The 21157-nt window shown below is 52.3% G+C and carries 15 protein-coding genes; 5 read left to right on the top strand and 10 right to left on the bottom strand.

Annotation, left to right across the window (positions count from 1 at the left end):
* Positions 1–55: 55 nt before the first annotated feature.
* Both VFA09_16285 and VFA09_16280 read right to left on the bottom strand, forming a co-directional pair.
* The gene (locus VFA09_16285) at positions 56–1444 is read right to left on the bottom strand and encodes a S53 family peptidase (protein ID HZU68837.1); all 1389 of its coding nucleotides are present in this window, start codon (positions 1442–1444) and stop codon (positions 56–58) included.
* A gap of 452 nt (positions 1445–1896) precedes the next feature.
* Positions 1897–3051, bottom strand: coding sequence for a DUF1786 family protein (locus tag VFA09_16280; GenBank protein HZU68836.1), 1155 nt, complete (start codon positions 3049–3051; stop codon positions 1897–1899).
* 515 nt (positions 3052–3566) lie between these two features.
* Between VFA09_16280 and VFA09_16275 the strand changes: the two genes are divergently transcribed.
* Both VFA09_16275 and VFA09_16270 read left to right on the top strand, forming a co-directional pair.
* Positions 3567–5486 carry a glycoside hydrolase family 15 protein gene (locus tag VFA09_16275; GenBank protein HZU68835.1) on the top strand — a complete coding sequence of 640 codons (1920 nt, stop codon included), beginning with the start codon at positions 3567–3569 and terminating at the stop codon, positions 5484–5486.
* 190 nt (positions 5487–5676) lie between these two features.
* On the top strand, positions 5677–7137 hold the full coding sequence (locus tag VFA09_16270; GenBank protein ID HZU68834.1) for a cytosine permease: 1461 nt from the start codon (positions 5677–5679) through the stop codon (positions 7135–7137).
* Between the two features lie 203 nt (positions 7138–7340).
* Here VFA09_16270 and fusA read toward each other — a convergent pair whose 3' ends face one another.
* Positions 7341–9395, bottom strand: a complete 2055-nt coding sequence (fusA, locus tag VFA09_16265) for an elongation factor G (GenBank protein HZU68833.1) — start codon at positions 9393–9395, stop codon at positions 7341–7343.
* A 299-nt stretch (positions 9396–9694) separates the two neighbouring features.
* Here fusA and VFA09_16260 point away from each other — a divergent pair, with 299 nt between their 5' ends.
* Positions 9695–10384 carry a haloacid dehalogenase type II gene (locus VFA09_16260; protein ID HZU68832.1) on the top strand — a complete coding sequence of 230 codons (690 nt, stop codon included), beginning with the start codon at positions 9695–9697 and terminating at the stop codon, positions 10382–10384.
* A gap of 7 nt (positions 10385–10391) precedes the next feature.
* Here the strand turns inward: VFA09_16260 and VFA09_16255 are convergent, their stop codons facing one another.
* The 5 genes from VFA09_16255 to VFA09_16235 form a co-directional block, all read right to left on the bottom strand.
* Positions 10392–10781 carry a DUF1648 domain-containing protein gene (locus tag VFA09_16255; GenBank protein ID HZU68831.1) on the bottom strand — a complete coding sequence of 130 codons (390 nt, stop codon included), beginning with the start codon at positions 10779–10781 and terminating at the stop codon, positions 10392–10394.
* Between the two features lie 179 nt (positions 10782–10960).
* The gene (locus VFA09_16250; protein ID HZU68830.1) at positions 10961–12799 is read right to left on the bottom strand and encodes a hypothetical protein; all 1839 of its coding nucleotides are present in this window, start codon (positions 12797–12799) and stop codon (positions 10961–10963) included.
* Positions 12800–12878: 79 nt separating this feature from the next.
* Positions 12879–13709, bottom strand: coding sequence for a hypothetical protein (locus VFA09_16245; protein ID HZU68829.1), 831 nt, complete (start codon positions 13707–13709; stop codon positions 12879–12881).
* Between the two features lie 334 nt (positions 13710–14043).
* Positions 14044–14811 carry an enoyl-CoA hydratase/isomerase family protein gene (locus VFA09_16240; GenBank protein HZU68828.1) on the bottom strand — a complete coding sequence of 256 codons (768 nt, stop codon included), beginning with the start codon at positions 14809–14811 and terminating at the stop codon, positions 14044–14046.
* A gap of 34 nt (positions 14812–14845) precedes the next feature.
* The gene (locus VFA09_16235; GenBank protein ID HZU68827.1) at positions 14846–16591 is read right to left on the bottom strand and encodes an AMP-binding protein; all 1746 of its coding nucleotides are present in this window, start codon (positions 16589–16591) and stop codon (positions 14846–14848) included.
* A gap of 513 nt (positions 16592–17104) precedes the next feature.
* On the opposite strand from VFA09_16235, the gene VFA09_16230 reads away from it, so the two are divergent.
* Both VFA09_16230 and VFA09_16225 read left to right on the top strand, forming a co-directional pair.
* A complete protein-coding gene (locus VFA09_16230) occupies positions 17105–17554 on the top strand; it encodes a hypothetical protein (protein ID HZU68826.1) in 450 nt (149 codons plus the stop codon).
* Positions 17555–17815: 261 nt separating this feature from the next.
* The gene (locus VFA09_16225; GenBank protein HZU68825.1) at positions 17816–18538 is read left to right on the top strand and encodes a hypothetical protein; all 723 of its coding nucleotides are present in this window, start codon (positions 17816–17818) and stop codon (positions 18536–18538) included.
* A gap of 19 nt (positions 18539–18557) precedes the next feature.
* Here the strand turns inward: VFA09_16225 and VFA09_16220 are convergent, their stop codons facing one another.
* Positions 18558–19217: an LON peptidase substrate-binding domain-containing protein gene (locus VFA09_16220; protein ID HZU68824.1), complete on the bottom strand. Its 660-nt coding sequence runs from the start codon at positions 19215–19217 to the stop codon at positions 18558–18560.
* A gap of 201 nt (positions 19218–19418) precedes the next feature.
* Positions 19419–21023 (bottom strand): Gfo/Idh/MocA family oxidoreductase, encoded by a 1605-nt coding sequence (locus VFA09_16215; GenBank protein ID HZU68823.1) that lies wholly within the window; start codon positions 21021–21023, stop codon positions 19419–19421.
* Positions 21024–21157: the final 134 nt, after the last annotated feature.

Genomic DNA, 21157 nt, shown 5'->3' with positions numbered 1-21157 from the left:
AAGAGAGGGGCGCCACAAATGCGCCCCTCTCTTCATTCATGCAAGTGAATCCATCTTACGTGTGCAAGATCAACTGCTGCAAGAGTTTCGCCGCATCAGGCGTGCCCAGACCGGTAACCGCATCCCATCCAGGACCAGCATTATAACCCTGGATGCCATGTGAGCTATTATTGCCCTTAGTCACATCATGCAGCGATGCACCATATTGTTTACTGGCCCCAATCTGGTACAGCGCCTGGTTGATGAAACCAAGTGGGCGACCGGCCATCTGGTTGCCATCGGCGATGATACCCGCCCACGTAGGTGAGGCCTCGCTCGTGCCGCCGATCCCATAGTATCCCGCCTTACTGGGGCCCAGGAAGCTGAAGTAGATCAGAACAGGTGTGGCTGGATCAGCGTTAGATGAGATATCCGGCAAACCGCGATATCCATTCAGCAACTGCTGATCAGAGGAGGGCAGGTACGCTTGCTGGTAGGCAGGCTCCGGGAAGTACTGGCTGATCCCGCCACCACTGCCGCTCCATCCAACCTCAGACTGGTACTGGCCGTGAATAGTAGCCATCAGGCTGGTACCACCAACCGCCGTGATGTAGGGTGAAGAGGCCGGGAAATTGACGGTGGGGAAAGGATAAATCTGGCCGTTTACGTTAGGATTGCCAACACCACCATCGCCCGATGAGCCAAAGATGGTTTCGCCCTGCGCATCCGCCTGCTGGTAGAACGTCTCAAAGTTCTTGAGAATCTGCCTGCCGCCTGGATGATTGAAGAGCGTGTTTTCCGTAGTAGCCCAACTTTGTGAGATAATCTTGCCATAATTGTGCTTCACGGCATACTGCTCAAGATACAGGAACTCCGGCATGCCCTGATCGCCCTGCGTCTCAGAGACCGGGCTGGTCATCAGCACGATGTTCGCGCCGGGCGCCATCGCATGCGCCCATTCCACGTCGAGCGAGGTTTCAACAGCCCAGCCAACCATATCACTATTGCTGGGATCAAATTTCACCTTCCCCAAAGGGGCATAGACCTTAAGGGAGGGTGGATCGGGCAGGCCATAGCCGACGTCGAAGATATGCAGGTCTTTCTGGATAGTGGGGCTGCCAAACGAATCAATAATCACAATTGACTGGCCGGTACCATCATAGCCCGCGTTAAGCACGGGGTCCAGGTTATAGGCATGGCGTATCTCCTGCGGACTATAACAGGGATGATGAAATTGTTGTCGACACTGCTGATCCGTCGGCGGCTTGGGTGTGCTGCTAACCAGGTCGTAGTTTTTGCCTTTGAAGGTAATACTAATTGGGCTTGCGACCGATTCGCTGTTAAGCCCCGCAGCCCTGGCCTGAGTAATCACACTCAGAACCGGTACCACAGCAAACACCAGGGCGATGGCGAAGAAGGTAAGTGCAAGCTGCCATCGCGGACGATGCGTCACGAACTGCTTCATGAAGCAGGCTCCTTTCTCGCGAACACGAGAAGAGCCGGGCAAGTTACGAAGCGCACAAAAACACAAAAAGATGATTGCCATTCCCCACATCAGGCAACTCACGAGACAAAATATTTGTGTTCAACCGGGAAGTACGTCTCTTTCACGCATCGCTTGCACACAAATCACACGTGAATAATCGCTCATGATTGTGAATCGTGTGATAGGTATACAAAGCAGCAATCAACCTGTTGATATATTTCGCTACGCCCCCTGCCATAGCTCTTGAAAAAAAATATACAACGGAATAAACCGAATGGTTGGCCCCTCGTTAACAGTAGCATGAAAAGATATGACTGTCAAGAGTTTCAAATAAATGCTTCATGCACAAATAGAAAAGCTTATGTCTGTGCTTAAAATGCTATGCCAGGCCGATTCAGCCAGGTCATACAGATTTTGATTTATGAGCAATCTCAACTGGATAATAAGGATGGTTCGATAAATGATGCCATCTGCGGATCATGATCGGCAAAAGCACGCAGCAATCCAAAACAGCCCGCCAGCATCATATCGCCATGCGGAACCGCTTCATAGGGATGAAGATGCGAGCCGCGTAGCAATTCCCGCCGCGGTCCGGTAACGGCCAGAAAAGGGAAGTTCCCTACATTGGCATCAGGCCCCGAATCATGTAATACTAACGCCCCATGACCGCTCGTATTGAACACTTCTTCATTTGTCAGCGTACCCTCTGCCAGCTTCACCAGCATTTGTTCAAGCTGCGTCCGATCTATCTCGCCTGTATGATGTTCAAAGATGCCCACAATGCGTCCATGCACAAGATGAAAGGCAAGCGTGTGGAAATTGCCGATATTGCAGAGCAGACTATTTTGCTGCTTTCGCACAAGCGGGTCTTCCAGCGCGCCAAGCACTGCCGCCGAACCGGTGTCCATCAACAATAAGGGGGCTTGCAGACTCGAGCCGCTCAACTCGCGATAACGTGCGGCACTGGTAGCTATCGAACGCAATCGCGTCAGATCCGCGGGCGTATCCTGTGCAGCATAGGCAAAAGCGCTCGGAACCGGATTAGCATGTACAGTCCGCGCAATAAAGTCAAAGCGAAAACGCCGGTCGCTCACTCCTGGCGGCGCGGCGCCATGATCAAAAGCCGCGATAGCCAGGGCATCAACGGATGGATCAACATCGAATGCGCGCAAAGCGTGAATAATGGCCTGGGCATCGAAGTCTCGCAGTTCGACATGCACTATCCCCTTATCTTCAAGGCGCCTCGCCGCCTCATCCTCGTCAATGATCTCGAAACCCATCTGCTCGACCATCGAGAGGTCATCGTCAAAGGTGCGTGCTGCCGGGGGTGTTACGACGACGGCATAACCGGCCAGCGCATGATCCCGCGCGGCCCAATGCGATGGCCCACCACCCATCGTCACACCTGTCAACAAAATGGGCTGACCTCGCTCAGTCGCCTGTTTGATGCGTTCGGCAACAATGACGGTTGGCGATGGCATGACCATCTTAAAACAATTCTCTATCGTTTTGCCGCTCTCGAAGAGCAGAATATCCTGTGTTCCGGTGCCGACATCAACGGCTAAGATACGGATTGGCCTGGGCATGGATGTACTCCTGCATGAATATAATAGCTCCTTTGGAGTATATCACCTATGGACTTCATAGTTATAAATATCATCGGGAATCTTATACCCATCCGACCGCTGCTCTCCATAATAACCATTCAAAAGCATCTGGGCGCTCTCCCCAGACTTGTAGTTCAGCACACATTGCATCCAGTTTCGCTTCATCAGCCCAGTTCTGTATTTTCACGACCTCACGGAACGACTGACTGCACAAGAGAGCAATATGCGACCTGGCAGCAATTTGCGTCCTTTCTACTGTGCCATGACTGACACAATGTGCATATCCCTCACTACGAATGAAACCAGCTTCTAAGAGGAGATGACGTTGATGCCAGGCATATGTCTGAACCCCTATTATAGCACCTCCGCAACACTATACAGCAGTAACCCGAGTCTGATAAGATAATTGTGCGACCGCTCTTTCTATCTCCAATCAGTCACTGTCGCGCGTGTTTCTAAGAAAAGAAACTGCTATTTCACGACGGAGAAAAAACATGGCACAAACAGAACATGAAGATGAGAAACAGACCCACGCAAAAGTAGAAGAATCACCAAAGCATTCATCAGTCTACCAGCCAATCGAGGACTATGCGCTGATCGGCGACCTGCACACGGTTGCATTAGTCGGGAAAAATGGCTCGATTGACTGGTGCTGCATACCGCGTTTCGACTCCCCCAGCGTCTTCGGGGCCATTCTCGACGCGGAAAAAGGCGGCTTCTTCCGTATCGCTCCACCTGATACGCCGGGCATGGGCCGCAAACAACTGTATTTACCGGAGACAAACATCCTCATCACACGCTTCCTGACCGTTGACGGAGTAGGAGAAATCACGGATTTCATGCCCATCAAGCGCGAAGGCAGCTCGCGCCATCAACACCATATTATTCGTTCGGTCGCCGTAGTACGCGGTTCGCTCTCGTTTGATTTGACCTGCCGGCCAGCATTTAATTATGCGCGAGATGACCATGAAGTTCACCTGTCAAAAGAAGGAGCCATCTTCCATAGCAAAAGCCTATCTTTAGGATTAGCGTCTTCTGTACCGCTTGAAGAAGATGGTCAGGGTGGGGTACGCGCTCATTTTACATTACACGCGAATCAAAGAGTATATTTCATCCTTGAAAGCGCAAAAGACAATGATCTAACACCCCGTCGTTGCTCGCACAGTGAGTACGATGCAGCGTTTCAGGGTACGATAAAATACTGGCGTCGCTGGCTCTCACAATGTAAGTATCATGGCCGCTGGCGAGAAACCGTACATCGTTCTGCCCTCGTCCTGAAATTGCTGACCTATGCCCCGACCGGAGCTATTGTTGCCGCGCCAACCACCAGCCTGCCGGAGACGATAGGCGGAGCACGCAACTGGGATTATCGTTATACCTGGCTACGCGATGCATCATTCTCACTCTATAGCCTGCTCACGCTTGGATTTACGGAGGAAGCACAGGCCTTTATGGGCTGGCTCGACGCCCGCTGCCACGAACTCGGCGAAAGTGGCACACTACAGCCCATGTATGGAATCGAAGGCGAACACGACCTGGCCGAATATACGCTGGATCACCTGGATGGCTATCGCCACAGCAGGCCGGTGCGTATCGGCAACGGAGCATACACACAGAACCAGCTTGATATCTACGGTGAGTTGATGGACGCGATCTACATTTATAACCGTTACGACACTATCTCCTACGATCTCTGGCAAAATTTGCGCCGCCTGCTGGAATGGTTGAGCGATCACTGGCAGGAACCCGACGAAGGCATATGGGAAGTACGCGGTGGCCCCAAACGCTTCGTCCATTCACGCCTGATGAGCTGGGTAGCTTTCGACCGCGCACTCCGCCTGACGCGCCACCGTGGTTTACCGGCTCCTATGGCCGATTGGATGCAAAAAAGCGCGGAGATTTACGAGCAGATCATGTACGCAGGATGGAACGATAAAGTGAACAGTTTTGTTCAGTACTATGGCAGCGATGCCATCGACGCCAGTTCCCTTCTCATGGTGCTGACAAATTTTACCGGCGCAACTGATCCACGTATGCTGGCCACCATCGACCGTATTGAAAAAGAATTGACGAGTGATTCGCTTGTGCATCGCTACAATCCTAAAAAGGCAGCTGCCGATGGGCTTGGTAGCGTCGAGGGTACCTTCACGGCATGTAGTTTCTGGCTGGCGGAAAGCCTCGCTCGCGCCGGTCGCCTGGATCAGTCCCGTTTAATCCTTGAAAAGATCATGACTTACAGCAACCATGTAGGTCTCTATGCCGAAGAAATTGGTCCCACCGGAGAAGCTCTCGGCAACTATCCGCAGGCTTTCACCCATCTTTCATTGATTACGGCCTGCTATAACATCGATCAGATGCTCAATAGAGCCTACGGCCACTCGGCACTCGATACATTTGGTGAGTCGCATGGGTAACTGACATGCTGCCTGCCTTAACGTTTGCGAGATGCAGGCAGATTTACCATTGAGCTAGCTGCCTCTTTGAGAACAAGCTCAAGAGGAATAATCTGTTCCTGAGCATTGTTGCTGCTTGATGCAGGCAGTATTTTGTTTCTTGCTATCCTCTTTTGGGCAGTCATTCATAGCGAGACAGGAGTGCAAGCAAATGAGCAGTATCACACAGCCAGAAAGTGATCGAGTCTGGTCTATTGAGATGAATGGCATCAATCCTATCGGCCAGGAGCAGCGTCATGGGCACCCGTTTGAACTATTCTGGATTTGGTTCGCCAGCAACGTGAGCATTCTGGGCATTGTCTATGGCGCAGGCTATTTGACGGGTAACGGCCTGAACCTGTGGCAGAGTCTCATAGTTGGATTGGTGGCAACCGGAGTTTCTTTTCTCTTTGTGGGTCTCTTGAGCCTACCGGGGGTCTGGGGAGGCGCGCCCATGCTGACTCTCTCGAGAGCAGTTTTTGGCACACGTGGCAATCTTGGCCCAACCTTTATTAGCTGGATTAGCCTGGTAGGCTGGGAAACTATCCTGGTCATCGCCTCTACCGGCGCCTTTTTGGAACTCTTGCAGGTATTCGGTGTATCCGCGAATCCCGCCTGGACGGTTATCAGCATCCTGTTCCTGGCGGCGCTGGTAGTGACCTGCGGATACTGGGGACACGCCACGTTGGTCTGGATTCAACGCGCCGCAACCTGGGTCTTTGGTCTGCTAACCATTGTCATCATCGCTTTTCTGTTGCCGCAGACCAACTGGGCTAAGCTCGTGAGCCAGCCCCCAACAGCATGGGATACTGGAGTCATCACTGCTTTTGTCATTATCATGGCCGGTACCGGAATCGGCTGGATTAACTCCGGCGCGGATTACGCCCGCTATCTGCCGCGTCGCAGCTCCGGGCGTGCTATTACATTCTGGACCGTCTTTGGCGGTACTTTCCCCCTCTATATCCTGATGATTGTAGGTGTCCTGCTGGCCTCGTTCAAACCCAACGTGCTGACGGCTTCCGACCCGCTGGCACCCATTCGAGAGGCTCTACCGGCCTGGCTTGCTGTTCCTTACCTACTGACGGCTATTGGTGGCCTGCTGGCCGGAGCTGCCCTCGACATTTATTCTTCCGGCCTGAATCTGCTCGCTATGGGAGTCCGTCTCAAGCGCCAGTATGCTGTGCTGATCGATGGCGTGCTGATGGTCGCAGGCTCCATCTATGTGTTGCTTATCCGCAATGATTTCCAGGGCGCGCTGACCAGTTTCTTACTGGTACTGGCCGACGGTTTGACCGTATGGGCCGCGATCTTCCTGGTCGATATGATCTGGCGACGCAGCTATGATAGCCGGAGCCTGGTCGACCTGAGTCCCAACAGCATCTACTACTATACTGGCGGATTCAATATTCCCGCCTGTATCGCCTGGCTGGTTGGAGTCGTCGTAGGTTTGCTCTTTACGCAATCCTCTTTCTTCACAGGCCCACTGGCAACCGGCATCTTTGCCAGCACCAGCCTGGGCTACTTGCTTGGGGCAGTAGTGAGCATCATCATCTTCCTCATCCTGCGCCCATTTTTCCCGCAGCGAACAGGTATTAATGTAGCGCCGGAAGAGGCTGCTTCGGCAGGCTCATGAACACTGGGATGCATTATTGAATTCTTAACAAAAGGCGATGGAAGAGGAACCAGGGCGACCGGTAGGGTGCGGATTGGTCCAGCACGTGGTACGCCCTTACCATGATGGGAGGGCGGCCACAAGGGTGCGCCCCTACCCTACACATAGTGGCTTGATAAGCTCGTGTAGGGTAGGGGCGCACCCTTGTGGCCGCCCTTTTCCGCTTACTTTTCAGACTGAGACTTCTTATACTGGGCAATAATCTCCTGCTGTATGTTGGCAGGCACCTCTTCGTATTGATAGAACTCCATCTTGAACGAGCCGCGCCCCTGCGTGATAGAACGCAGGTCGGTGGCATAATGCAGCATCTCGGCTTGCGGCACGTTGGCAGTAATCTGCTGCATACCGTTTCCAAGGGAAGCCATACCAAGAACTCGCCCGCGTTTGGTGTTGATATCGCTCATCACGTCACCCATGTTGCCCTCGGGCACCGTTATAGTGACCGTCATAATGGGTTCCAGAATGGTAGGGCTGGCCAGCGGCACAGCTTCTTGCATACCGAGCGAAGCAGCAATTTCGAAGGATTGCGCGGAAGAGTCAACCGGGTGATATTTGCCATCGACCAGGGCCACCTTGACATACACCATTGGATTGCCGGAGATGAAACCGCGCTTCAGCGAGTCGCGCACGCCTTTTTCAACACCCGGAATATACTGGCCTGGCACCACACCGCCAACAATTTTGTCTTCGAAGACGAAGGTTTCCTCGCTATCCATCGGCAGTGGCTCAATCTCCAGCCATACATCGCCGAACTGCCCATGGCCACCACTTTGACGCTTATGGCGCCCATTAGCACGCGCCTTCTTACGAATAGTCTCACGATAGGAGATGCGTGGATCGCGCGCTTCAAGATCAACGCCGTACTTGCGCTTGATACCTTCGATAGTGATCTGAATATGCGACTCACCCATACCGGAAAGCAGCACTTCCGCCGTTTCTGGATCACGCGTGACACGCAGCGTGCGATCTTCTTCAACGACTCGCGCCAGGGCATTGCTCATCTTATCGAGGTCAGCCTGGCTCTTGGGGAAGACAGCCACAGTATAACACGGCTCCGGAAAGTTAATCGGGGCCAGTGCCTCGCTAATATCCTTGCTGCCGGCAAGAGTATCGCCCGTATGCGTATTGGAGAACTTTGCTGCCGCGCCAATATCGCCGGCAGGAAGTTCCGTTGCCGTATCCTGCATCTTGCCGCGTGGAATAATCAACTGCCCTATGCGCTCATCTGCTTTTGTCTGGACGTTATACACATGACTATCGGGCTTCAGTGTTCCAGAGTAGACCCTGAATGTGCTGATTATACCCACCTGCGCAGCCGCGGTCTTGAAGACGAACAACGAGAGATTATCGCCGAAAGCCTTCGCATCTTCAGGTAGCGCTTCCGCCGCGCTCGGCAGGTAGTCGACGATGGCATCGAGCAGCGTCTGCACGCCGATATTTTTGCTGCCAGCTCCGCATAACACCGGAATCAGCTGGCCGGTACGCGTTCCCTGTTTGATCACGGAGAGTATCTCTTCGTCACTCAGCTCTTCACCCTCAAGAAACTTCTCCATCACCGCGTCATCGCTTTCAACGGCTGACTCAATCAGTTGTTCGCGATAGGTGCTGATGCGATCTTTCAATTCGGCAGGAACGGGAATCTCCTGTACCTTGTTGCCGCCCTCAAAGGTATATGCCTTCTGAGATACGAGGTCGACGACGCCTCGAAAGGCGGATTGTTCGCCGATGGGAAGCTGCAGGGGAACGACCTTGAGGCCGAATTGTTTGCGCAGCGACTCCAGGGCATTATCGAACGAGGTATTCTCACGATCAAGTTTGTTGACGAAGACCATGCGTGGCAATTTGCGCTCATCTGCATATTGCCAGGTCAGTTCGGTGCCAACCTCCACGCCTTTTTCAGCCGTCACAACGACCAGCGCTGCATCGGCTACACGCAGCCCAGCCTTCACCTCACCCACAAAATCAGCATAGCCTGGGGTATCGATAAAATTAATCTTGGTATTCTTCCATTCAACGGGGAGAACTTTGGCATTCAGCGACATGTGGCGTTTTAATTCATCAGGGTCGTAATCGGAGATCGAGGTGCCCTCATCTACCTTACCCTGTCGTGTGACAGCGCTGCTATCGTAGAGAGCTGCATCCACCAGAGACGTTTTGCCTGCTCCAACATGGGAAATCAATGCGACATTGCGAATGTGTTCCGCGGTATAGACCTTCATAAAACCTTCTATCCTCCTGATAATCTTAGCACCTATCCATCTTCTCTAAGCCTATTGCGTTTTGTCGCATCCGACTACGCTCAGGAAGATGATTAGGAGCACGCGAGCGATGATTCGATCCGTGCAAATAACAGGTAGCGAAACGAATCATCTGCAACCCCACGCAAATTAAAGGGTATTTATGCTATTTCAGGCTGAAAAGCTATGCAATACGCCCATCCTGCTTCGTTGGTATGGTGTAGTATATCAGTATTCGACGTTTTGTTCAACACACATTTCTTGAGGTCTGGAGGTTCTCAATGATTGCACTTCCCAAAGCCATCACCTTCGATTGCTACGGCACGCTGATCGATTGGGAAAAAGGTATTCAGCAGTTTTTCGCCGAGAGTCTGAGTATGAAAGGATATGGCACTGTCAGCCCGCGAACGCTACAGGAGGACTGGGAGGAAATCCAGTTTCGTTATATTCAAGAGAAATATCGCCCCTACCGCCAGGTGCTGGCCGATACATTACGAATGACATTCGCGCAATACTCTATCCCCACCAGCCCGGAAGAAGTCGACGAGTTCGTCGAATCAATGGGCTATTGGAAACCATTTCCCGATACGAGAGAGGCAATCATCGAGCTACAGAAACTGGTCAAAGTTGTGCTGATTACGAATACAGATGATGAGATTATCGCGCAGACAGAACAAACCATCGGGGTCAAGTTCGATGATATCATCACAGCAGAGCAGGCAAAAGCTTATAAGCCGGCCTACGAGGGTTTTCTGTTGGCGAGGGAACGATTAGGATTGAAGGTAAAGGAGATATGGCACGCCGGATTCGGCTTCAAGTACGATATTGTGCCTGCAAAGAAGCTGGGATACACGACGGTGTGGGTGAATCGACAGGGCTGGGGACGCCCCAGTCGAGTGAAAGAGACCTTTATGGTAGGGGATATGAGGACGCTGGCATATCTTGTCAAAGGAGTAGCCAGCGACCTTTAACAGGCTATTACCAGTGAAGGATTACCGATGTTGTGATAACTTGAGTAACCAGCCCAACAAGTACCACAAAGATGCTGATGAGACCAAGAATGAGAGCTGCTGCCTGCCTTTTTTGCGGGTCGTTGTCCAGCATGGTTAAGGCCTTAATGAGTTGCAACAGGATATACATTCCAAGACTGATGCCCAGGAATATAAGTATAAAGCCCAATTTTGGTATAGAGCTATCGACTTGCCCGGCTGCATTCCAATGAGAAGGTACTATGCCAGGAAAAAGAAAGTAGGTTATCACCGAGAAGATAATTTGCACGATGATAAGTAATACTGCGATGAAAGAGAGAACGCGACCTCTTATAGCAGGACTGGCAGAGCGGCCCGATGGATACCCCGGCATACTCATAAAAAGACCCCTTTTTCACACTCTTAATATTGGACGATCAGAATCAGCAAGTTCGATGGAACTCACTCTTCATCGACTTCCTACTAAGAACGACGATTGCAACGATTTTTCAATGGGGTCTTAGCAACTTAAAGCGGTATAAAGGCCAAAACGTGAACTTACGGAAATTATTGGATGTATCAGCCGTGACCATCCTCGCCCGGATCGGTACTCTTCAACTGGCCCATGATCAGTGCTGCCTCCTTTTGCAGCGCGTTTATCACAAGACTTGGTAAAAAGCCAAAGATCGCCGCGAAAATCACTCCCTGCACGTTCGTAGTGAGGCTGTATACCTGATCGAGTGAGGGATAATTCGGAACTACACGATTAACCGGGGCCGTAGCCGGTCCCAACGCTGCTGTCGGAGTAGCGGTAGCGACAACAGCCGAACGGGTTGGGGTCACCGCATTATTGCTTGATTGCACAGGTGTGAGGGAAACGAGCGCAATTGAAAGCATACTGGCCAGCACCACACCAATCAGAGCCGCAAGGCCGGAGAAAACGGGGGTGACTAGAACCCTTGCTATGGTCAGTCCATAATCATCGCTTGGCGGCCTGTCATCGCTCGATGAGCCGTTCGAACGCGCACTTCCATTTTGAGCCGCTGATTTTCCATTGCCATTGGCCCTGGCGCCGTTGGACTGACCGGCAGCTTTAGCCGAGTGGGCACCGGCACTACCAGATGCATTGTTAGCTTTGGAAGACAATTTATTATTCCCAGAAGGTTGACGACTCACAACCATCTGGGGGGTAAGGCGTGGAAAAAGTCCTGCCACTGCGCCGACAAAAAAGAAGACCAGGCCGGCAAGTAGCGATGACGCCGGCGCATTACCAAGAATGGCGATAACAAATAAGATCAAAATGAAGGTCGAGGCGAAAAACGAGCTTCCCATGAGCCGGTTACGGGACTCTATCAACCCGGCCCAGCGATTCGTAATATACGAGTTGATGGCGATGCGCGCCTGGCGGAGACCTTCCCGCGCCTGTGCCTCAGTCTCTTGCACTTCTGGCTGTGGGTCCGTAAAAGCGTTTTTGAGGAGTGAGAAGAGCGCCGGCCCCAAACTTGTGGGAATATTGGCATCGTCCAGTGGCAATTTGGACGAGGAAACGGTAGCCTTGATCAAATCCAGCAACGCCTGCCCCAATAGTTGTTGCTCTGACGCAACTTGCTGGGTATGGTCAGCAGGCTTTTTTTGCGCCTTTTTTTGCTTATCGACCCTTTCAAGCGTTGCTTTTGCCTTATTGATAACGTCAATCCAGTGCTGGCTATTGGGAATGGTTGAGCCATCCAGGCGCAGCAGATCATAGTCTGCATCGGCCACAAGCGTCTCTTTGGGAAGCACGGCAATCATTTCTTGATCGGCGGCCTGGAGCCTGTTCCATATGTCGATGTAGCCACTGCCAAGTACCCATTGTATGCCATTCTTTTTTAATTGGCCCTCAATACTATCGTCATCCTGCTCACCATACAGATCGGCATAGGCCCTCTCAAGCGCCGCGTTGTCACTATTCTGTTGCGGAGATTCGGTCGCTCCGTTCGCCCTGGCAACTCCAGCAGATCCAACGGCAGGTGCAACTATGGCCGTTTCTCCAGCATTCACAGCATCGACAACTTCAACGGCCTGACCGGCTACAAGAGCTTCGACAATTTCTTTCCCCTCAAGCTCTTCATCGACGTTGTTCATGTCAATATGGTCGTAGTTGATTTTCAGTCGCGTTAATTCCTGCACAATCGCATCATAGCTGATTCTATTTGAATATTGAGCCGTGGCACGCCTTCTACAGAAGATAGCAGCGATAAGCCAGACAAGGAGCGTTATGCCCAGGCCAGATACTAATGCTACCCAGTTGAGCCAGGTAGTCGAACCGAATTGCTGGCCCAGGATGATATAAGAGATGGCTGTAACGAACGCTGCGAGTAGAGGGATGGGTACAATGATGGCCATGAACACTAATGCCGCTGCATAGGTGTTTTTCATAAAACAACTCCCCCGTGCAAGTCACTATTTATCAACCATGCTGTAATTTATGGATTAGATTATACCATGCTATGGGAGGCTATTGCTGGTCGCTTTTTATATCCTTACGAGTGACTGTCAGGTAGCCTACAAAGATGATGATCAAAATTGCAAGCACTACACTAACCACTCCATCGCCCAGGCCAAGCCCACGCACGTCGCGCGGTTTCCCAAACCAGTCGGCAAATGAAGCGCCGAGCGGGCGCGTGATGATATAGGCAAACCAGAAAGCAAAAATCTCGTTCAGGCCGAACAGAAAGTAGCCAATCGCGGGTATAGCGATCACTATCATAAACAGCACGGCTGAAGGGAAGAAGCCCAGGTTGAAAGTAAAGGCAGTCAAATCACCGGTAGCGGTACCCAGCGCGAAGGTCGCCATGATCGCAGCCCAGTAAAACAGCTCGCGGCGGCGCGTAGTGATGCTGTGGATGGACAACGTTTTCTCGCTCCTATACCAGACAACGAAGATAATGGCCAGTACAATCGCAAAGAAAACAGTCGAGACTACATATGGCACTCCCAGCACAATATGCACAGCGTCGGCAGCCATGGTGCCGAATACAGCGACCATAAGAGCCGCTAACCAGTAGATCCATGCGACATATCGACGCACGTAGAACTGTAGTATCAGAGCGATCAGCAGGCCAATACCTCCGAGTCCCACAGCAATCACCGGATCGATTGCATGAACCAGATAATCAGAGGTTGATTCGCCCATGGCGGTAGTCAACAATTTGATGATCCAGAAATAGATCGTAATTTCCGGAACCTTCCTCAAGCCCTGAACTACACGAGGCATAGGCCGGGTATCAAGAACGCTGAGATCGCCAGGATTATTATCCAACTGGCGCCCTGGTATAAATTTGCTCATAGGTTGTCTCTCCTTGAGCCAAAAGTATTTTCTACTGTTGGCAATCATTATTGTTATATACATTAATTTAAATTATGAAGCGAGATGTCTGAAATCACCGCTTCCAATGTCCAATATACCACGCATGAGAATACTCCGGGCAAGGAGATATCCCTGTATCAGGATGCGTTACCAGTCTCACAATCGTATCAATTGAACCTGGAGTTACCCATAGTTGGAACAGGAAAACGGAATAGGAATATAGGAAGAAAGTTCTATATGGAAGCGGATATCTTGTGTAGCAATACAAAAATGTTTGCTGGCATGATAACAAGTGCCCCTTTCTACTAAATGGCTATGGGGTTTTCTCACGCGCCTTTAGTTCCGCCTTAACAGCGGCATGTTCGGTTGAACGCAGGCAGTCCTCATATACAGCAGTCATCTCGTGCTGAAACAGTGCGATATCCTGGCTAAACGCGCGATCGATCTGGCGTTTGGTATAGAGAAGTGCCGGGAAAGGAATGCTGAGCAGTTCTTGCGCCATAGCAAGCGCCCGTTCTTCCAGCATGGTGAGAGGAACCACTTCCGTGACAAGTCGTAGCGCCCGGGCTTCCTCGGCGCTAAAACGGCGACCCAGCAGGCACAGCTCTTTGGCAGCGGCTGCCCCAATCAATCGAGCTAAGCGCACTGTGGCAATGTAGGCCGCTACACCCTCTTTAACGGCAGGAATACTGAAAATAGCATCGCTGCTGGCAATACGCAGGTCACACGCCAGCGCCAGTTGTAGCCCGCCGCCCAGGCAATAGCCCTGAATGGCTGCTATAGTGATGGCATTCAGTTCGGCCAGTGCCGTCACGCCGCGCTCCCAGGTCTCGAACCAATCGATCGTGATGTTTTCGCGGGCCAGTTCTTTCGTATCCATCCCACTGCTAAAGGCCCGCCCTTCTCCACTCACTAGCACCACCCGCGCCTGGACATCGTGGGTCAAAAAATCGGTCACCGTGACCAGGTCCTGAACCCAGGCACGGTTGGCAGCATTGAGTACCTCCGGTCGATTGAGTCGTAGCCTTGCCAGCAGGCCATTGACTTCACAACGCATCGTCTCTAGTTCTAGTGTTGACATCGCATCACCTGTCCCTTTCAATATCAGTCTATCGCTATGCCTTTGTGTTGTTTGCGACCTCTTGCAATCCCAGGGCCTGAATAGCCCGCTCGCGCAGGATGAATTTTTGCACCTTTCCGCTGGCCGTCATTGGGAAGGCGTCCACGAACTGGAAGTAGCGCGGCACCTTCTGGTGGCTGATCTGCCCTTTACAGAAGGCACGCAGATCTTGCTCCGTGACTGCTACTCCTTCCTTGAGACGCACCACGGCCAGTAGCTCCTCGCCAAAGAAGGCGTCAGGCACACCGACGACATAGACCTCGCCTACCTGGGGATGGCGCAGCAAAAACTCCTCGATTTCGCGCGGAAAGATATTTTCGCCGCCGCGAATGACCATCTCTTTGAGGCGCCCCACGATGCTGAGGTAGCCGCGGGCATCCATGGTCGCCAGGTCACCCGTATGCAGCCAGCCCTCGCTATCAATGGCCGCCCTGGTCTGCTCCGACATCTGGTAGTAACCGGCCATGACTTGGTAACCCCGGCAGCAGCATTCGCCGCGCGCTCCAAGCGGTACAGTTCCGCCGTTCGCCGGACTGACCAGCTTGACCTCGCTATGTGGCAGCGGTAGACCGACCGTCGTGGCTTGCAATTCAAACGGATCATCCGGTAACGTTTTGGTAATAAACGGACTCGCCTCGGTCTGGCCATAGAAGTTACAGACGCTGGCCCCTATGCGCTCAGTCACCTGTTCGATCAGGGAAACGGGCACAGACGCGCCACCCGTACCGATCCGCACAAGCGAGGAGAGATCGTACCGCTCAAAGTCAGGATGTTGCAACATGGCGAGCAGCATAGTAGGAACGGCAAGCAGGGTTGTGCAGCGTTCGCGACTGATGACCTGTAATGCAGTCAGGGGATGGAAGGACAGCAGGGGATGCACAACTGCGCCAGCCGCCAGTGGTCCCAACACACTGATGACGCAACCACCGGTATGAAAGAAAGGCATGGGATTACAATAGCGATCACCCTGGTCAAGCCCCCACTCTCGCGCCACGATCATGGCATTATTGAGAATGCTGTGGTGCCGCAGCATCGCACCCTTGGGGAAACCGGTCGTGCCAGAGGTATACTGAATCTGAGCCGCGTCCCGCGGATTAACTGAGACCTGCCGCGCACGCAGTACATCCTCGTCGATCTGCGAACCGGCAGCAACCATCTCCTCAAAGAGAAGTGGACGCCACTTCTCCTGACCGAATGCATCTTCTGGGGTTGGACCGAGCAGGCAGACCGAACGCAGCATGGGCAAGCGCGTGCTACTCACCTGGCCGTTCTGCTCACCAGGAGTCACCAGTGCGCGCAGTGTCGCCAGGCAATTATGGTCGCGCACGCTTGCCATCAAGAAGAGCGCACACACATCACCTTGCTTGAGTACGTACTCCAGTTCCTGCGCCCGGTAGGCGGGATTGATCGTGACCAACACAAGGCCCGCTTTGGCTGCGCCCATTTCCAGTAAGAGCCATTCGGGCAGGTTGGTAGCCCATACCGCGATATGCTCGCCTTTGTCCAGTCCCAGGGCCATCAGGCCGCGAGCGACCTGGTTAGCTCGTTCGCGGTACTCCTGGTAAGTCCAGCGTAGCTCAGAGCTTCCCTCAAATCCAGTTTGACACGAAAAGACGACCGCCTCCTGCGAAGGATGCTCGTTTGCGCGACGATCAAGCAGATCCCCAATCGTCATGTCAAGAAGATCAATTCCCCCGCTTTCGGCCTGCCAGTAGGACAGGCCATCGTTGCTGATTCCCATCGTTTTTCTCCTGTAGGTCGCATGTATGTATGCTAATGACACCGCAAGGAGTGCCTCTACATTTCAGCGGCTGAATCGTTTTGCTTGCCGTTTCATTGTAGAGTACGTTCCCAGCCGTTGCCTGGCGCCCATCGCATTTGTTCAACTTCCATAGTATATCCTCTTTCACGCGGCAGCAATATGACCTCTGGTGTACACTTCTCTATAGTTTCTCCATGTCGCTCTGCTGTTCGCTCCTGGCAGACGCCACCCTGCATTTCTATGGAAAGGCCGGATGGCGATCTGCCAGGTCTTGCATTAGTTGACAGTGACGCTCACCGTTTTGCTTACCTGGCTACCGCCCTGATCGCTTACCAGCAGGGTCACGGTATAGGTTCCCGTTTGGGCATAGGTGTGCGAGCCAACCAGGCCGAACCCCTGTCTAGGGAGAATTCCCTACACCTGCGCTCCGGTTTGCTTGCATGTGATATGAAGTAGAAAGTAAATATGTCACAGAGAAAGGATATTCAAACTATGGCAACTCCTCAAAAACCTATCAATGATCGCGCGGCAGGTGAACTGATGTTCGCGGAAGTCTTCAAAGTTGTACAGCGACTCAATGCCACGGCAGGTAAAAGCATGATGAATCAAGGCAAACGGAGCGGAACGATGACCTTTAATCCTAAAATTATCGTTTCCGATGATGGGAGCAAAAACTACGCTTGCATTGTTGAGATATACACACCGGCAAGCAGTAAGGCAGGAACAGATATAGGCCTGGAATGGAGTTGTACGGATACCGAACACTTCAAACAGACGCTCACAACGCTGTTTCCGGCGCTTTCGGCGCTTGCTAAAGAGGGCTATCTCTCCGATACCTACACTGTAGGACTTATAGACCCGAACGAAGAGGAAACTGAGATTTACAGACCCGATGTTCTTGAGCCAGGGATGTATAGCCTCTCCGAAGAGGAGCAGAGCTAATTTTGCAATTACCCAAGAGTCATCTTCAAGCAGCCGGTTCTTGACAGATGGGCAGTAGATGCATACAATTCAGTAGGATATACTTGTGTATCATATTCAGGTAATATGGGGCGGCAAGTCTGTTGCAGGATGTAATCAGGTTTCAATCCCCTATACGGGCTAAGGAAAACGATATGGCCCCTGCCGCCTCTGATGGGAGTAGTATAGGTGCCAAAACCGAAAACGTCAAGTGCAAATACACTAGACGAGGAGTCCTAAGCCATGGCCCATATCTATTCTGCACCCTCACTGGCAGCTGTCATCAGGCACCTGATGATGTACCGGCTCACGGGGGTACTCATAGTGCGACGGGCCAGCAGCACGCGTAAAGAAGAAGCGAGTCTGGCTATCGTGCATGGCCAGCCTGTGCGGGTGCGTTGGGGAACCTACGAGGATGATGCGAACGAATCTATCTTGAGGTGGATGAATGGTTGGGGCGAGATTCATTTTATATTTTATGCCAAAGAAGCTCAACGGCAGTTACCACCTCCCAGAAATACCCCGTCTGGCAACCAGAATCCACAGGCTCATGCTCAAATTCCATCATCCTCAATAACACGGCCAATTCCCGCTATCCGGGCGAGCATGCCAACCAGTTCTATCACTAGAAAACCACTGCCAGAAGAGAGCCCCTACACACAGAGCGTGCATGAGGATGGCATTGCATACACCGTTCCCTCTTCAGATATCGCTAAACAGCCGCCAGCAGAGGCTCCAGGGGCGAACGATCTCGCCAGCGCCGGGCCTGAAAAACATATCCCCTTTCTCACCAAACAGGCAAGGAACTACCCAATCACGAACCTTACCCGCTATGATCGAACCATCTTCCTTCTCATCAACGATAAGCGCACAGTTGCCGATTTGATCCAGCTTACACGGCGTTCTCTGACCGAAGTCTACATGTCACTCCAGAGGCTCAAGGAGTTGCAATTGATCGAAATCTGATGGCGTAATAGAGACAGCTTCAATTTAACATGCTGCGATCGGGAGCATCAGTATGGAAGCGGTTGCTCATGGTCAGTATCTCACGCATGAATGCTACCTCTTTGCGCAAAACATGTACTTCCTCTTGTAAACGCTGCACTGTCGAAGTCAATTCCAGGAAGCGCTGCTTTTGCTCATCCTGCACATCAAGAAAGTAGGCAATGAAATGCGAAAGCTCTTCTGGCTCGGCAGGAAGATTGAACTCTATATCCTCCTTACCAACCACTTCAAGCAAAATTTGCAGGTAGGATTCGAAAAGATTGCGCGCATAGTTAGCATATCTGAGCAATGTTTGCTCCGGTTCGGCCACATCTCTATAGAGTTCTACGATCCCTGAAAGATAGGGCTTCTCGCGGTGCTGCCTCAGGATACGGAAGCGCTGCGTACCTTTAGCAATGAGGTTCATGCGCCCATCCTGTAATCGATCAAGGGCCTCTATCTCGGCCATCGTGCCGACAGTATACGGCTCCTCCTCGTAAAGCGTACTCTCCGGCTGCACCAGCACTACTCCAAAGGGTTTTGCCTTTTCGTAGCACTCGTTAATCATCTGTCGATAGCGCGGCTCGAAGATATGCAAGGGAAGTTCTGCACCGGGGAAGAGTACAACATTCAGCGGGAACAAGGGTAACTCAAGTGCCATAATCTACCTCCTAATGATTAGGACCCATCTTGAGGCTTATCGCAACGAAGAACATCATCCTACTTCTACATCGAACGTTACTTCTACGGCACACACTTCCCTTTTATATCAACTGCACCAGGACAAGGACGAGTCGCTGTCCCTACAGATCTCTTACCATAGCTTAACGAAAAAATGAAGATCGAACAAGTAAGCGAAGGGTTAGCACTCCAGGGCAATTGTCTCCCCGCCGCGCTCAGCTGACCTCTTGGCCGCCTCCATTACCGCAATATTGCGGCGCGATTCTTCTGGCAGCACGGCCAGCGGCTCACCACAATGCAGGTGGTTTGCCAGGTTGCGATGAAAGGCATAACGGGGCGCTTCGGACAACATCAGGCGCTGCTCGTGGATTGCTCCGCTCGTTTCACGGGTATAGACAAACACTTCAGGTAACGCCTCCGATGGCGCCAGTCGCTCTTCGATCAGATCACCGGACCAGCGTCGTGTTTTCACGATTTCCTGCCGCCAGTGTCCTACAATCGCTCCCCGTTCGCCCAGGATATACCACTTCGGCTTCATCGCAGCTGCGATATCCGAGTGCATAAATTCCGCTTCCTGCCCACCCGCAAAGCGCAGGTAGACGACCGAATGGTCTGCATTAGTGATATCGTGCCAGACACGCTTGTGTTCGATGCCACGCACGCTCACCACGTTATCAGGAATCAGCTGCAGAATCCAGTCCAGGTAATGCGACCCCCAATCATAGAACACGCCGCCAGAGATCGGCTCGTGTGAATGCCAGTAATCACAAGGATGGGCATAGCCACCGATGAATGTTTCCATGTGAAACACGGGGCCAATCGTTCCCTGCTTGAGTACCTTCTGAATTGCCAGGTAGTCCGGGTCCCAGCGCCGGCACTGGTACACTGTCAGAGCCAGCTGCTTCTCCTGCGCCAGTTGAATCATTGCATCGGCCTCGGACGTTGTTAAACAAAATGGCTTTTCTGAAACCACATGCTTGCCCGCTCGTAGCATCTGCATGGATATTTCGGCGTGTGTATTGGGCGGCGTGGAAATGATGACCACATCGATACTGGGGTCTGCCGCCACCTGGGATAGATCGGTGCAGGTACTCACGCCCGGAAAAGCCTTTCGCGCTGCCTCTAAACGCTCCTCATTGCGATCACAGATCAGGGTATATGCTAATCCTGGTACTTCGCTGATGGCGGTGCCGTGTTCGAAGCCAATCGCGCCGTAGCCGATCATCGCTACGCGTTTGACCTGCTCCTCCGTCTCCACGCCAGAGGCATAACGCATCGCCCGGTTAAGCATCTGCTGGAAAATTGGCAGTTCCTGCGTTTCACGAGCGCTGCCCAGCGTGGTGCAAAAAACACGTCCCCGGCCATATGTACGGGCATAGGCCAGGACGTGTGTCGCATAGTGCCAGGAGCTACGCCAGAGAATCTCGGCATCCGGCGGAACACTATCCAGCATGTAGACTGCTTCAAATACGGTGAAGGATGGGTCAAAACGACGGGTCAGGTAGTGATCGGATGTGGCTACGCGAGCAATAATCTCGGTACGCGGCGTGCAGAACCCATGAATATGGCCTAATACCTCGCCCAGTAGCGGGTTTTCATGGTAAGCTTCTGCCGCATCACCTACACACACCAGCCCACCTCCCTGCGCGATGAATGCACAGAGAGCCTCTTCTTGTTCAATAGTGAGCGGTCCAATATCTCCATTCAGCACGACGACACGATCCGATGCGAGGTGGTGCAATCGCTGTAGGTCCGAAGTGGTGAACAATTGTACGTCTTCGAGCAAGTTGTGTCTCCTGTTGCGAGTGCCATGGTTCGCACTCGTGCTTTTCCTGATGACTATGATGAGCTATTTCAAGTATGACGACACAGGCAAACAAATCGGGCCACTCAATAGCTATGAGCGCCTTCCCTGCACTC

Source organism: Ktedonobacteraceae bacterium, assembly GCA_035653615.1.
Lineage (GTDB): Bacteria > Chloroflexota > Ktedonobacteria > Ktedonobacterales > Ktedonobacteraceae > DASRBN01.
Note: the sequence above shows the minus strand (reverse complement) of the source record. Positions and strands in the feature narration are given on the sequence as shown.